Genomic DNA, 12,061 nt, shown 5'->3' with positions numbered 1-12,061 from the left:
TGACCGATTACTGATGACGATCAGTGTACGGCAGCAGAGACAGGTAGCGAGCGCGTTTGATAGCGCGAGCCAGCTGACGCTGGTATTTTGCACGGGTACCGGTGATACGGCTTGGGACAATCTTACCGCTTTCGGTGATGTAGTTTTTCAGCGTAGCGATATCTTTATAGTCGATCTCTTGAACGCCTTCCGCGGTGAAACGGCAGAACTTGCGACGACGGAAATAACGTGCCATATGGCTAGTCTCCAGAATCTATCAATTCAATCTGCTCGGCATGCAGAACCATTTTGCTCAGGCCGTTCTTTGCCTTGTGGCAAGAGATGAACCCCTGAACGGTCACTGCGCTACCGACCGTTATACTGTGAGTAATGGCCTGGTTTTCGTGTCCGCTAACAATAACGGGCATTTGGCACCACGCCTGCCGGTGAAATCCGGCTTCCTCCTGCACAGAACGATGCTCAAGCACGAACTGGCAGTGCGGAATTCCTGATGGACTGACCTTTCGAAGGGGGGGCCTGCACACGGTGCCGGACAACACCAGACGGTTGGTCATCAGAAATTACTCTTCAGAATCCCCAGCTTCAGCATCATCTGCGGTTTCGTTTGCGAAATCATCGCGACGCTCACGGCGCTCGTCTTTCGCTTTAACCATCGGAGATGCTTCGGTAACAGCGTGCTTAGTACGCATTACCATGCTGCGGATAACGGCGTCGTTGAAGCGGAAAGTTGTTTCCAGCTCATCGATCACTTCCTGCGGAGCTTCAACGTTCAGCAGAACGTAGTGTGCTTTGTGCAGTTTGTTGATCGGGTAAGCCAGCTGACGGCGGCCCCAGTCTTCCAGACGGTGGATCTTGCCTTCTGCACCAGTGATGGCAGCAGAGTAACGCTCGATCATACCCGGAACCTGTTCGCTCTGGTCAGGATGGACCATAAAAACGATTTCGTAATGACGCATCGAATTGCTCCTTACGGATTATTCAGCCTCCTGTCTGGGTCAGCCGCGGCCCATGGAGGCAAGGAACGTGTTAAAGGTCGGCTGAAAAATTGACGCGTCATAATACTGGTGTCAGGCCGCAAACTCAAGGTGATTCCAGGAATATTTGTCAGGACGCCCTCAATACATATCCAACAGCATCTTGCCGCTGATGCAGATGGAGACAATCACGATCATCGGCCTGATGACTTTCTTGCCGCGCGTGAGTACGACCGTCGCCCCCAGACGAGCGCCAAGCGCCTGCCCGACGAACATCACCAGGCCCAGCGACCAAATCATCTTGCCGCCAAAAATGAAGAACAGAATAGAAGCGATGTTAGACGCAAGGTTGATGAAATTAGAGTGAATTTGCGCCTTATCGATACTGTAACCCCACAGCAGGATGTAGCTCAGGGTATAAAAGGAACCGGCGCCAGCGCCAAGGAATCCGTCATAAAAACCGACACACCCTCCCCCTACCAGGGAAAAAAGAAACAGCGACACCTGCTGCTTCTTTTTCGGTTCGGTGAGATTGGGGGCAAAAATAAAGTAGAGCGCCACCGCAATGATGAGTACCGGCAACAGCTTTCTCAGCAGTTCCGGCTCAATGAACTGGATCAGTGTCGTCCCCAGCGCCGATCCCACAAATGCCGCTAAAAAGACATACTTATGCTGCTGTACGTTGATATGCCCACGACGCAGAAAGTAGATCCCCGACGTCAGTGAGCTGCCCAGAGCCTGAATCTTATTGGTCGCCAGCGCATTGGCCGGCGGTAATCCTGAGATCAACAGCGCCCCAATCGATAAAAACCCTCCGCCGCCTGAAACCACATTAATAAAACCCGCTATCAGCGACACCATAAACATGATGGCGAAGTAGCTGAAATCCATGAATGAAGTATCCATATCTTTTTGCCTTATTATCATAAAGTTAACTTTATGTTTCGGCTCACTATAAGCGGCGATGGCCGGTAGCGATATTGACGATTCGGTAAGTGTTCTTGCCAGAAAAACAGGTATTTTTAGCCGCAGCGAAACGGGTTAGCCGATTGTTAACTCACAAGAAGAGCGGGTTGCGGTATTTTTTTGAACAACTGCATCAGAAATGGTCACTATCGACCGACAAAGTAGCGATTAAAATTAAATCAGACGTTATCGACTTACAGGAGAAATCGCTAATCAGAGTCAGCTGTCGAGGAGGTAGGTATGCGAATCCGTTTTGTCACCCTTCTGGCGGGACTGTTGCTCAGTGCAAATACACTCGCCGCCATTGAAATAGACCACCAGCAAGCCAGAAACATGGATGATGTGCAGAGCTTAGGCGTGATTTACATCAATCATAACTTCGCCACTGAAAGTGAAGCAGGTCAGGCCCTGAATGAAGAAACCGACGCGCAAGGCGCAACGTACTACCACGTTATCCTGATGCGGGAACCCGGTAGCAACGGCAACATCCACGCCAGCGCGGATATTTATCGCTAGCACCAGGAAAGTCCAACGAAAAGAAAGCCATAGTTTGACTTGCCCCCTGTTCAGGGGGCTTTTTTTGCCTTAACGACGCCATAACCTGAGCCATTTTTCTCATCAATACGAGGCAGGTTATGTTTCAACAACATAGCCGCTCCTTAGCCCCACAGTTCCGCGATGGCGCGTTTGAACTGACGCGCGGCTTCAACCGGAGATGCCGCATCACGAATGCTACGACCCGCGATAAAAACGTGGATCGGAATACCGGCGAACAATGGCAGATCTTCCAGCGCCAGGCCGCCTGTGACGGTAACGTTAAAGCCCATATCAGACAGACGCTGGATAGCGCTGATATCAGCGTCGCCCCACGCCACGCCTGCGGCTTGCGCGTCGCGACTGCGGTGATAAACCACCTGTTGAATACCTGCATTGCGCCACGCCTGCGCCTGTTCCCAGGTCCAGTAGCCGGTCAGTTCGATTTGAACGTCACCATTGAACTCCTTCGCCACATCCAGCGCGCCTTTGGCGGTGTTGATATCCGCACAGCAAATCACCGTCACCCAATCGGCATTGGCTTCAAAACACATGCGAGAGAGGATTTTTCCGGCATCGGCAATTTTTGCATCTGCCAATACGATTTTGTGCGGATAGAGTGCTTTCAGGTCTCGAACCGCACGTACGCCTTCACCAACACACAAAATGGTGCCGACTTCGATGATATCGACCTCTTCGGCGATTAAACGAGTGGTTTCGTAGGCACTGGAGAGCGTTTGGTTATCCAGCGCGACCTGTAACATAGGTAAGGACATCGTGTTTCCCCTCTTAAATGGAGGCCGCGTTGGTGCGGTCAATTAACTCCAGCACGGCCTGCTCGGTACGGCAGGCCCGCAAACGGTCAAAATTCGCTTCATCTTCAAACAGATTGACGATCTGCATGATGCCCACCTCCTGATGCGTGTTGGCGTCCACCGCCGCCATGGTGATCAGGATATCGACCGGATCGTTATCTTCATGGTTGAACGACAACGGCGTTTTCAGCGTCACCAGTGAGAACCCTGTTTTCTTGACGCCCTCTTCCGGGCGACCATGCGGCATTGCCAGACCGGGGGCAATAACAAAATAGGGGCCAAACTGTGCCACGCCATCCAGAATGGCCTGGTAGTAGCGAGGCTCGACCACGTCTGCGGCCACCAGCAGATCGACACCGATTTTCACGGCTTCCTGCCAGGTATTAGCCTCAGCCTGTAAACGGATAGATTTATTCTCCGCCAGCGAATCACGTAGTTTCATGTTGTGCCCTTACTTCATCTCGTGCGGGAAATGCGCGTTGATCACCTCCAGCAGTTTCGGCCCGAAATCAGCGGGCGAAAGCATGTTGCGCACACCCACCACATATTTATTACCCGTCACGCTGATCTCGCCGGCAATATGGGTGGAAGCAATGATGATATCCGCGCCGCTCAGTTCACTTTTGTATTCACCCACTGCACAACTGTTTACCGTGTGGTCAATGTTTGACTGGGTTAAAAACTGGTCCACTTTCATCTTCATGATCATGGAGCTGCCCTGCCCGTTACCACATACAGCCAGAATACGTACGGTCATAATCAAGACTCCTTATTTGGCAGAAGCCTCTGCCAGTTGTTTTTCCGCGTCTTCTTCAGCACGCAGCGTACGCCCGGCGAAGACCATATAAACCAGTGCAATAACGATGATGACGGCCATAAACGCGATACCGATGGACCAGAACCCCTGCATCATCGGCGGTGCCAGAATCGACCAGTCCGCCATACCCATCCAGGCGCTCATACCGGTCAGTTTCACCGCCCAGACGCAGCCAAAGATTTCAATCATTCCCATCACCAGACAAATTTTGAGTGCCGCACGCCAACCGCCAAAGTGGTTCGCGAACACACCGATAGTGGCGTTGGAGAAGAACATCGGGATAAAACCAGGAATAATCAGAATGGAGGAACCACAGCCCACCAGAATACCCACCGCAATCAGTTGACCTACGGTGCCCCACATAAAACCCCAAACCACGGCATTCGGTGCAAAGCTGTAGATAGCTGCACAGTCAATTGCCAGAACCGCCCCCGGAATCAGGCGTTGGGAGATACCGTTGAATGCTTCAGAGAGTTCCGCAACGAACATGCGCACGCCCTGGGTGATAATGAAAATCGCCACCGCAAAAGCAAAGCCAGTTTGCAGGATGTAGATAGTCCAGTGCACTTTGCCGGCCATAGCCTGCACAGTATCAATACCGAAGGAGAGCAAAATCGCACCGAAGAAGAGGGTCATAACAATCGCCGTAGAGACGATGTTGTCGTGGAAGATATTCAGCCAACCGGGCAGTTTGAGGTCTTCCACGCTCTCCTCTTTTTTACCCAGATATGGCGCGATTTTATAAGCAATCCACGACGCAAACTGCTGTTGGTGGCCAATGGAGAAACCACAGCCATCGGTCACTTCCTGGGTCGGCTTGTACATCATGTTGGAGGTGATGCCCCAGTACAGTGAAACCATGATTGCAGTGCAAATAATGGTGGTCCACATCGAATAACCAAAGATGAACAGCGTAACGGCAATCAACCCTGCCTGCTGGAACATAATGTGGCCCGTAAGCATGATGGTGCGAATGCCGGTGATACGGCGTAGCAACACGTAGCAAATGTTCAGAGCCAAAGCCAGCAGCACCGCATACCCCACCCAGCTATAGGCATCCCCCATGCGCTCGATAGTCGCCATCATGGATGCGTAGGTGTCAGAGATAGCACCGTTAATACCGTATACCTCGGACATTTTCGCCACCACCGGTTTGAACGTGCTGGTCAGAATGCCGGAACCGGCCTGCAACAGCATAAAACCGATAATCGTTTTAATGGTGCCTTTGATAATTACACTGACGCTTTTGCGCAACAGGATGTAGCCCAGGCACGTCACAATACCCAGCAGCAGCGGAGCATTCGTCATTACCTGATTAAAGAAAACGGTAAAGACGTTGTAGAGGATCTCCATAACTCTCTCCAGAAAATGGGAACATGAGGGATAATCCCTGCGAGGTTAGCGCCATCACTTTAGTAATCAAAAATAATCACAACAAGATTGAATTTGATTATTTGTGACCTATCACGCAAATTATTTCCCGGGGATGAGCAATGAACCTTAGCGTGTCATCAAAATAACAATTTACTTCTTACAATTCATTTAGTTAACATGAGTCACTCTATAAAAAATCAATGAAATTTGAAACTTACAGTGATGTCATGAGGTTAACCCCCCTTTATTTATTCGTTGCAACGCGATCAAAATGATGCCAACATAAATCACATCAAATCATTTTATGATTACTTTTGATTTAATCAGGAGTCAAAACGATGAGTAAAGTAAACACCATCACCCGTGAGTCATGGGTTCTGAACACCTTCCCGGAGTGGGGTAGCTGGCTGAATGAAGAGATCGAACAGGAGCAGGTCGCTCCGGGAACCTTTGCCATGTGGTGGCTGGGCTGCACCGGTATCTGGCTGAAATCGCAGGGCGCAACCAACATTTGCGTGGACTTCTGGTGCGGTACAGGCAAACAGAGCCATAGCAACCCGCTGATGAAGCAGGGCCACCAGATGCAACGCATGGCGGGTGTAAAAAAACTGCAGCCTAACCTGCGCACCACGCCATTTGTCCTTGATCCGTTTGCGATTCGTCAGATCGACGCCGTCCTGGCTACCCACGATCATAACGATCATATTGATGTAAACGTCGCTGCCGCCGTGATACAGAACTGCGCGGATGACGTGCCGTTTATCGGGCCGAAAACCTGCGTCGACTTATGGATCGGCTGGGGTGTGCCGAAAGAACGTTGCATCGTGGTCAAACCGGGCGACGTGGTGAAAGTGAAAGATATTGAGATTCACGCGCTGGACGCCTTTGATCGCACCGCGCTGATTACCCTGCCTGCCGGTCAAAAAGCCGCTGGCGTACTGCCGGATGGCATGGACGAACGCGCCGTCAACTATCTGTTCAAAACACCGGGCGGTACGCTGTATCACAGCGGTGATTCGCACTACTCCAACTATTACGCTAAGCACGGAAACGAGTATCAGATCGACGTGGCGCTGGGTTCTTATGGTGAAAACCCGCGCGGCATTACCGATAAAATGACCAGTGCCGATATCCTGCGCATGGCGGAAGCATTAAACACCAACGTCGTGATCCCGTTTCATCATGACATCTGGTCAAATTTCCAGGCCGATCCGCAGGAAATCCGTGTGCTGTGGGAAATGAAAAAAGACAGGCTGAAGTACGGCTTCAAGCCCTTCATCTGGCAGGTTGGCGGTAAATTTACCTGGCCTCTGGATAAAGATAACCTTGAATATCACTATCCGCGCGGCTTTGATGATTGCTTTACTATCGAACCCGATCTGCCGTTTAAATCCTTCCTGTAATGCGCAAAATGCCGGGATTTTCCCGGCATTTATTCATATTTACTTTAGTATTTTCAGGCTATTTCAAATATCATCTTTTGAAATCATTTTGTATCGGAATAGCTCATGACTGAAGCACAGAGACATCAAATCTTACTGGATATGCTGGCGCAGTTGGGATTTGTCACCGTAGAGAATGTCGTCGAACGCCTGGAGATTTCCCCCGCCACGGCGCGACGGGATATCAACAAACTTGATGAGAGCGGCAAGCTTAAGAAAGTCCGTAATGGGGCCGAAGCCATTTCTCTACCACGCCCCCGCTGGACGCCGATGAACCTGCATCAGGCGCAGAATCACGACGAAAAGGTGCGTATCGCAAAAGCGGCGTCTCAACTGGTCAATCCGGGAGAAAGCGTGGTAATCAACTGCGGTTCTACCGCGTTTCTCCTGGGGCGTGAAATGTGCGGAAAGCCTGTACAGATCATCACCAACTATCTGCCGCTGGCCAATTACCTGATCGATCAGGAGCATGAAAGCGTGATCATCATGGGGGGGCAGTACAATAAGAGCCAGTCGATCACCCTCAGCCCGCAGGGCAGTGAAAACAGTCTCTATGCCGGGCACTGGATGTTTACCAGTGGTAAAGGGCTGACAACCGACGGACTGTATAAAACCGATATGCTCACAGCGATGGCGGAACAGAAAATGCTGAGCGTAGTCGGTAAGCTGGTGGTACTGGTCGACAGCAGTAAAGTCGGCGAGCGGGCGGGGATGCTGTTCAGCCGCGCGGATCAGATAGATATGCTCATCACCGGCAAAAATGCCAACCCTGAGATCCTGAAACAGCTTGAGGCACAAGGCGTTAGCATTCTGCGCGTCTAGAGATGCTGACGGAAAAACGACACCGTTGCGCGCAGGGCTTCGGGCGTGATGCGATGACGCACGCCCGCTTGCCACTGACAGGTCAGATTCTGGTCCAGCCCGGCCTGAATCATCGCCTGCTGCAAACGGAAACTTTCCGCCGCCGGAACGACGTCATCGTCCTGACCATGCCATAACAGCAGCGGTCTGTCGGCCAGTCGGGCAAGCTGCTGCGACACGTCCCACGTCGCCAACGGCGCAATGATGCAGTCGAACGCCTCCTGCCGGGCGGGCGTGTCCAGGGTAAAAGGGGGAAACAGCGTTCGCGCCAGGCGGGTAAAATAGCCCGATCCCATCAGGCTGGCGACACAGTTGACCTCCGGATGCTGAGTCATAATCCCCAGCGCCGTCATTGCCCCCATCGATGCACCCCCGACCGCGAGGCGGTCATCCAGCAGCCAGTTTTCTGCACGCAGAGCCGCACGTAACGCGGTAAATTCCTGCATGTTTTGTTGCAAAATCTGCCAGAAATGCCCCATTCTCGCTTGTGCATCACCGTTGAAACGCGCTCCATGCTCGGCGGCATCTGGCATAATGACCCGAAATCCGGCCTGCGCCAGCGCAACGGCAAAGTAGCTGTAGACCAGGCTGGAAGAGGTAAATCCGTGGTAGAAAACAATACACGGCAACGGTGTATTGCGTTGCCCTGAAGGAAAGGCGTGAAGCAGGTGATGTTCCGCCAACTGACGTGTTTCAATTTCAATCATTTGCGCCCCCTTTTGGCTCTGGTATGCCACGGGTCACATTATTAAACAAGGTGGCGTGTTCAACAACGATTCATAATGTTGAGAACTGGATTACGCTTTCGCGATATTTTCATTCGAAAATCGCGCGGAAGATAACATTTTGGGAACATTCCCCCAAAGGGAAATTAATAAGGCACTACACTATGGCTATCAGGAAACGAGATAGAGTGATGCGTCGGTTTACCTCTTTGATATTGGTGATGCTGTTAAGTGGATGTAGCATTCTTCAGGGAACGCCGCAGCCTGCACCGCCAGTCGCTGATCATCCGCAGGAAATTCGTCGCGATCAAACACAAGGGTTGCAACGGATGGGGACGGTGACCTCTCTGGTCAGAGGTTCTCCGGATGATGCCGTCGATGAAGTCAAAGCGAAAGCCGCCGCAGCGAAAGCCGATTATTACGTTATTGTCCTGGTTGATGAAACCATCGTGACGGGTCAGTGGTATTCACAGGCCATCTTATATCGTAAATAGTCATTCATGGAATTTAAGCCAATTTCACGTAGCTTTACGCCTCTATACGTTTACCTGTGCACAATAAACCGACAGCAGGAGGCTGGACGTTTATTTCGGCGATGGAATGCCCTGCGCATTGCGGGGAAACATAAAATGGAGCTGACGATGAAACAATCTCTTGCCTTATCCTCACTGCTGTTAACTGCCGGACTGGTGAGTACGACGGCGCAGTCTGCCGAATTCGCGAGTGCGGATTGCGTGACTGGCCTCAATGAAATTGGCCTGATCTCTGTCAGTAATATTTCCGGAAACCCACAGGATGTGGAGCGTATCGTGGCGTTAAAAGCTGATGAACAAGGTGCATCATGGTATCGCATCGTTCAGATGTACGAAGATCAGCAGCCCGATAACTGGCGCGTACAAGCCATTCTCTACGCGTAACAGATTGCCGGATGGCACAAGCGCATCCGGCAACGTATCAGCGTAATCCCCCCGTCGCCCGCAACAACAGCGCGTCCTGTACCCGTTCTGATAGCAACATCCCACCGCGCGTATCCAGCATCATCTGGCACCAGGCTTGGGCAACAGGCGGCGACGCATGCCGCAGCATTTCCGTTCCGCATCCCAACAGGAAAATCTGCTGAGTGATATCGCGGCCCATTTCTTCAGAAGGCTTGCGCAGTCGCTGCAAAAGCTGACGTACCGCGCGATCAAAGTGTCTGTCCTGGCCCCTGACGTCAGAGAACGCCTCGCTCAGCATCTCCTCGACACCCGTTTGTTTACTGATGACCCGCAGAACATCGAGGCACATAACATTGCCGGAGCCTTCCCAGATGCTATTGACCGGCATTTCCCGGTACAGCCGCGGCAGTTCGCTCTCTTCGCAATATCCAATCCCGCCGAGGACCTCCATCGCCTCCGCCACAAACGGGATACCGCTTTGACAGACGACGAATTTCGCAGCGGGAGTAAACAGCCGCGCCCAGAGCCGTTCACTGGCATGGCTACGCCGATCCCAGGCGCGAGCCAGACGAAACAGCAGCGCGGTTTGCCCTTCCAGTTGTAACGCCATACGGCTGAGCACCTGGCGCATCATCGGTTGTTCGATCAGCGGCTTGCCAGACACCATACGCTGGTGCGCGTGGTAGACAGCAACCGAGAAGGCGCGACGCATCAGTCCGTGACTGCCAAGCGCGCAGTCAAAACGCGTCAGGCCGCCCATCTTCAGAATATGACGAACGCCTTCGCCCTCGTCTCCCAGCAGCCAGCCGATGGCATCCTGAAACTCAACTTCCGCACTGGCATTGGAACGATTTCCCAGCTTGTCTTTCAACCGTTCGAGGCGAACCGCATTGCGCTGGCCGTCAGGTAAAAAGCGCGGGACGAAGAAGCAAGAGAGACCGCCTTTTGCCTGCGCCAGCACCAGATGGGCATCACTTTGCGGCACAGAGAAAAACCATTTATGTCCCACCAACCGGTACGACCCATCCTCCAGACGTTCGGCGCGGGTGGTGTTGCTCAGCACATCAGAACCGCCCTGCTTTTCCGTCATCCCCATACCAATCAGCAGGCCACGCTTTTGCCCACCTGGCGCGAGGTGCGAATCATAGCGATCGCTTTGCAGAGGCGTTTGCCAGTCAGCAAACGCCGCGGGCAACATCTGCTGCAACAGCGGCGTGGCGGCGAAGGTCATGGTGATGGGGCAGAGCGTTCCGGCCTCCACCTGCGCATGCAAGATAAAGCGCGCGGCCCGGGCAACAAACGATCCGGCGCGCGCCTCCTCCTCCCAGGGCAGATTATGTACACGGTTGGTGCACAGCCCCTGCATTAGCAGATGCCACGCGGGATGGAAGCGAACATCGTCCAGCCGCTGCCCCCGGGGGTCGTAACGCAGCTGTTCCGGCGGCCAGGCGTTTGCCAGCCGCCCCAGTTCAAGAGATTCTGCGGTGCCAAGTTGTTGACCAATACTGGCGAGAAGCTCGCTGTCCCAGCCCGCCCCTTCGCGCGCCACCGCCTCGCAGAGCGCGCCATCAGACAGGAACAGATTACTGTTATTCAGGGGTAACGGCTGATTAAAAACGGTGTGAGTTTGCCAATGCATTATGTTTCCCTCCTTCAATGGCATCTCAGTAAGTATGGTCAGTCTGAGCCGAGAATGCCTGGAAAGAGGGGTACAAAAAAGCCATCCTGTGGGATGGCTTCAGGGATACGACATTAGCTGCGCTGGCGAACGGCCTCGAACAGACAGATGCCGGTGGCGACAGACACGTTAAGTGATGAGACGCTACCGGCCATCGGAATGCTGATCAGTTCGTCACAATGTTCACGCGTCAGGCGACGCATCCCCTCACCTTCGGCCCCCATCACCAGCGCCATACGCCCCGTCATTTTGCTTTGATAAAGGGTATGGTCAGCTTCACCCGCCGTACCGACAATCCAGATATTCTCTTCCTGCAACATACGCATGGTGCGCGCCAGGTTAGTCACCCGGATCAACGGAACGTTTTCCGCTGCGCCGCAGGCGACTTTCTTCGCTGTGGCATTCAGTTGGGCGGAACGATCTTTCGGCACGATCACCGCATTGACGCCAGCGGCATCGGCGCTACGCAAACAGGCGCCGAGGTTATGGGGATCGGTCACGCCATCCAGGATCAGCAGGAAAGGTTTATCCAGTGAGGCTATCAGATCCGGCAGATCGTTTTCCTGATACTGACGGCCCGGCTTCACGCGGGCGATGATCCCCTGATGTACGGCCCCTTCGCTTTTCTCATCCAGAAACTGACGGTTCGCCAGTTGGATGACCACGCCCTGCGCTTCGAGGGCGTGGATCAGCGGCAGCAGGCGCTTATCTTCACGGCCTTTGAGAATAAAGACATCCTGAAAACGTTCAGGAGCACGCTCCAGCAGGGCCTGCACCGCATGGATGCCGTAAATCATTTCACTCATTGAACTTACTCGTTTTGGGCGGTTTGCGCCGGGTTAAATTGAGCCGTGAGAGCGCTCACTTGTCCCCATTATAACCGACCCGGCGTTCAAATCGACCCTCTCAGACTTAACCGCTGGCAGGCACCGTCATT

The 12,061-nt window shown here is 53.0% G+C and carries 16 protein-coding genes; 5 read left to right on the top strand and 11 right to left on the bottom strand.

Features of this window, described 5'->3' with window-relative positions:
* Positions 1-7: 7 nt before the first annotated feature.
* The 4 genes from rpsR to F384_RS24125 all read right to left on the bottom strand — a co-directional run bounded on the left by rpsR (position 8) and on the right by F384_RS24125 (position 1,880).
* Positions 8-235, bottom strand: a complete 228-nt coding sequence (rpsR, locus tag F384_RS24140) for a 30S ribosomal protein S18 (protein ID WP_000135199.1) — start codon at positions 233-235, stop codon at positions 8-10.
* Between the two features lie 4 nt (positions 236-239).
* A complete protein-coding gene (gene priB, locus F384_RS24135; RefSeq protein WP_046494457.1) occupies positions 240-554 on the bottom strand; it encodes a primosomal replication protein N in 315 nt (104 codons plus the stop codon).
* 6 nt (positions 555-560) lie between these two features.
* The gene (rpsF, locus tag F384_RS24130) at positions 561-956 is read right to left on the bottom strand and encodes a 30S ribosomal protein S6 (protein ID WP_042321529.1); all 396 of its coding nucleotides are present in this window, start codon (positions 954-956) and stop codon (positions 561-563) included.
* Between the two features lie 159 nt (positions 957-1,115).
* Positions 1,116-1,880 (bottom strand): TSUP family transporter, encoded by a 765-nt coding sequence (locus F384_RS24125; protein WP_046494455.1) that lies wholly within the window; start codon positions 1,878-1,880, stop codon positions 1,116-1,118.
* Between the two features lie 300 nt (positions 1,881-2,180).
* Between F384_RS24125 and yjfY the strand changes: the two genes are divergently transcribed.
* Entirely contained in the window at positions 2,181-2,456 is a 276-nt protein-coding gene (gene yjfY / locus F384_RS24120; protein ID WP_046494452.1) for a DUF1471 family protein YjfY, read from the top strand.
* A 143-nt stretch (positions 2,457-2,599) separates the two neighbouring features.
* On the opposite strand, the gene ulaD is transcribed toward yjfY, so the two are convergent.
* From ulaD to ulaA, 4 genes are read right to left on the bottom strand one after another with little or no spacing between them, the layout of a single operon-like run.
* The gene (gene ulaD / locus F384_RS24115; RefSeq protein ID WP_046494449.1) at positions 2,600-3,250 is read right to left on the bottom strand and encodes a 3-keto-L-gulonate-6-phosphate decarboxylase UlaD; all 651 of its coding nucleotides are present in this window, start codon (positions 3,248-3,250) and stop codon (positions 2,600-2,602) included.
* A 13-nt stretch (positions 3,251-3,263) separates the two neighbouring features.
* Positions 3,264-3,731 (bottom strand): PTS ascorbate transporter subunit IIA, encoded by a 468-nt coding sequence (ulaC, locus tag F384_RS24110; protein ID WP_046494446.1) that lies wholly within the window; start codon positions 3,729-3,731, stop codon positions 3,264-3,266.
* Between the two features lie 9 nt (positions 3,732-3,740).
* On the bottom strand, positions 3,741-4,046 hold the full coding sequence (gene ulaB, locus F384_RS24105; protein WP_046494444.1) for a PTS ascorbate transporter subunit IIB: 306 nt from the start codon (positions 4,044-4,046) through the stop codon (positions 3,741-3,743).
* A gap of 12 nt (positions 4,047-4,058) precedes the next feature.
* Positions 4,059-5,459 carry a PTS ascorbate transporter subunit IIC gene (gene ulaA / locus F384_RS24100; RefSeq protein ID WP_046494442.1) on the bottom strand — a complete coding sequence of 467 codons (1,401 nt, stop codon included), beginning with the start codon at positions 5,457-5,459 and terminating at the stop codon, positions 4,059-4,061.
* 359 nt (positions 5,460-5,818) lie between these two features.
* Between ulaA and ulaG the strand changes: the two genes are divergently transcribed.
* Positions 5,819-6,883: an L-ascorbate 6-phosphate lactonase gene (gene ulaG, locus F384_RS24095; protein ID WP_046494439.1), complete on the top strand. Its 1,065-nt coding sequence runs from the start codon at positions 5,819-5,821 to the stop codon at positions 6,881-6,883.
* Between the two features lie 105 nt (positions 6,884-6,988).
* Positions 6,989-7,744 (top strand): HTH-type transcriptional regulator UlaR, encoded by a 756-nt coding sequence (gene ulaR / locus F384_RS24090; protein ID WP_046494435.1) that lies wholly within the window; start codon positions 6,989-6,991, stop codon positions 7,742-7,744.
* Here ulaR and yjfP read toward each other — a convergent pair.
* Positions 7,741-8,490 carry an esterase gene (yjfP, locus tag F384_RS24085; protein ID WP_046494432.1) on the bottom strand — a complete coding sequence of 250 codons (750 nt, stop codon included), beginning with the start codon at positions 8,488-8,490 and terminating at the stop codon, positions 7,741-7,743. The two genes, ulaR and yjfP, sit on opposite strands and share 4 nt — an antisense overlap.
* Positions 8,491-8,672: 182 nt before the next feature.
* Here yjfP and bsmA point away from each other — a divergent pair, with 182 nt between their 5' ends.
* Positions 8,673-9,002 (top strand): biofilm peroxide resistance protein BsmA, encoded by a 330-nt coding sequence (gene bsmA / locus F384_RS24080; RefSeq protein ID WP_046494428.1) that lies wholly within the window; start codon positions 8,673-8,675, stop codon positions 9,000-9,002.
* 147 nt (positions 9,003-9,149) lie between these two features.
* Entirely contained in the window at positions 9,150-9,425 is a 276-nt protein-coding gene (yjfN, locus tag F384_RS24075; protein ID WP_080950102.1) for a DUF1471 family protease activator YjfN, read from the top strand.
* A 37-nt stretch (positions 9,426-9,462) separates the two neighbouring features.
* Here the strand turns inward: yjfN and F384_RS24070 are convergent, their stop codons facing one another.
* Both F384_RS24070 and rlmB read right to left on the bottom strand, forming a co-directional pair.
* The gene (locus F384_RS24070; RefSeq protein WP_046494422.1) at positions 9,463-11,085 is read right to left on the bottom strand and encodes an isovaleryl-CoA dehydrogenase; all 1,623 of its coding nucleotides are present in this window, start codon (positions 11,083-11,085) and stop codon (positions 9,463-9,465) included.
* A 113-nt stretch (positions 11,086-11,198) separates the two neighbouring features.
* Positions 11,199-11,930 carry a 23S rRNA (guanosine(2251)-2'-O)-methyltransferase RlmB gene (gene rlmB / locus F384_RS24065; protein WP_046494421.1) on the bottom strand — a complete coding sequence of 244 codons (732 nt, stop codon included), beginning with the start codon at positions 11,928-11,930 and terminating at the stop codon, positions 11,199-11,201.
* Positions 11,931-12,061: the final 131 nt, after the last annotated feature.

Origin of the sequence: Citrobacter amalonaticus Y19 (assembly GCF_000981805.1) — a bacterium.
GTDB classification, from domain to species: Bacteria; Pseudomonadota; Gammaproteobacteria; order Enterobacterales; family Enterobacteriaceae; genus Citrobacter_A; species Citrobacter_A amalonaticus_C.
This window is presented reverse-complemented; position numbering and strand designations above follow the sequence as displayed.

Coding starts and splice junctions, on each gene's coding strand:
- rpsR (WP_000135199.1), bottom strand. CDS start 235: ATGGCACGTTATTTCCGTCGTCGCAAGTTCTGCCGTTTCACCGCGGAA.
- yjfN (WP_080950102.1), top strand. CDS start 9,150: ATGAAACAATCTCTTGCCTTATCCTCACTGCTGTTAACTGCCGGACTG.
- ulaD (WP_046494449.1), bottom strand. CDS start 3,250: ATGTCCTTACCTATGTTACAGGTCGCGCTGGATAACCAAACGCTCTCC.
- yjfP (WP_046494432.1), bottom strand. CDS start 8,490: ATGATTGAAATTGAAACACGTCAGTTGGCGGAACATCACCTGCTTCAC.
- ulaA (WP_046494442.1), bottom strand. CDS start 5,459: ATGGAGATCCTCTACAACGTCTTTACCGTTTTCTTTAATCAGGTAATG.
- ulaG (WP_046494439.1), top strand. CDS start 5,819: ATGAGTAAAGTAAACACCATCACCCGTGAGTCATGGGTTCTGAACACC.
- bsmA (WP_046494428.1), top strand. CDS start 8,673: ATGGCTATCAGGAAACGAGATAGAGTGATGCGTCGGTTTACCTCTTTG.
- F384_RS24125 (WP_046494455.1), bottom strand. CDS start 1,880: ATGGATACTTCATTCATGGATTTCAGCTACTTCGCCATCATGTTTATG.
- priB (WP_046494457.1), bottom strand. CDS start 554: ATGACCAACCGTCTGGTGTTGTCCGGCACCGTGTGCAGGCCCCCCCTT.
- yjfY (WP_046494452.1), top strand. CDS start 2,181: ATGCGAATCCGTTTTGTCACCCTTCTGGCGGGACTGTTGCTCAGTGCA.
- rpsF (WP_042321529.1), bottom strand. CDS start 956: ATGCGTCATTACGAAATCGTTTTTATGGTCCATCCTGACCAGAGCGAA.
- rlmB (WP_046494421.1), bottom strand. CDS start 11,930: ATGAGTGAAATGATTTACGGCATCCATGCGGTGCAGGCCCTGCTGGAG.
- ulaB (WP_046494444.1), bottom strand. CDS start 4,046: ATGACCGTACGTATTCTGGCTGTATGTGGTAACGGGCAGGGCAGCTCC.
- ulaC (WP_046494446.1), bottom strand. CDS start 3,731: ATGAAACTACGTGATTCGCTGGCGGAGAATAAATCTATCCGTTTACAG.
- F384_RS24070 (WP_046494422.1), bottom strand. CDS start 11,085: ATGCATTGGCAAACTCACACCGTTTTTAATCAGCCGTTACCCCTGAAT.
- ulaR (WP_046494435.1), top strand. CDS start 6,989: ATGACTGAAGCACAGAGACATCAAATCTTACTGGATATGCTGGCGCAG.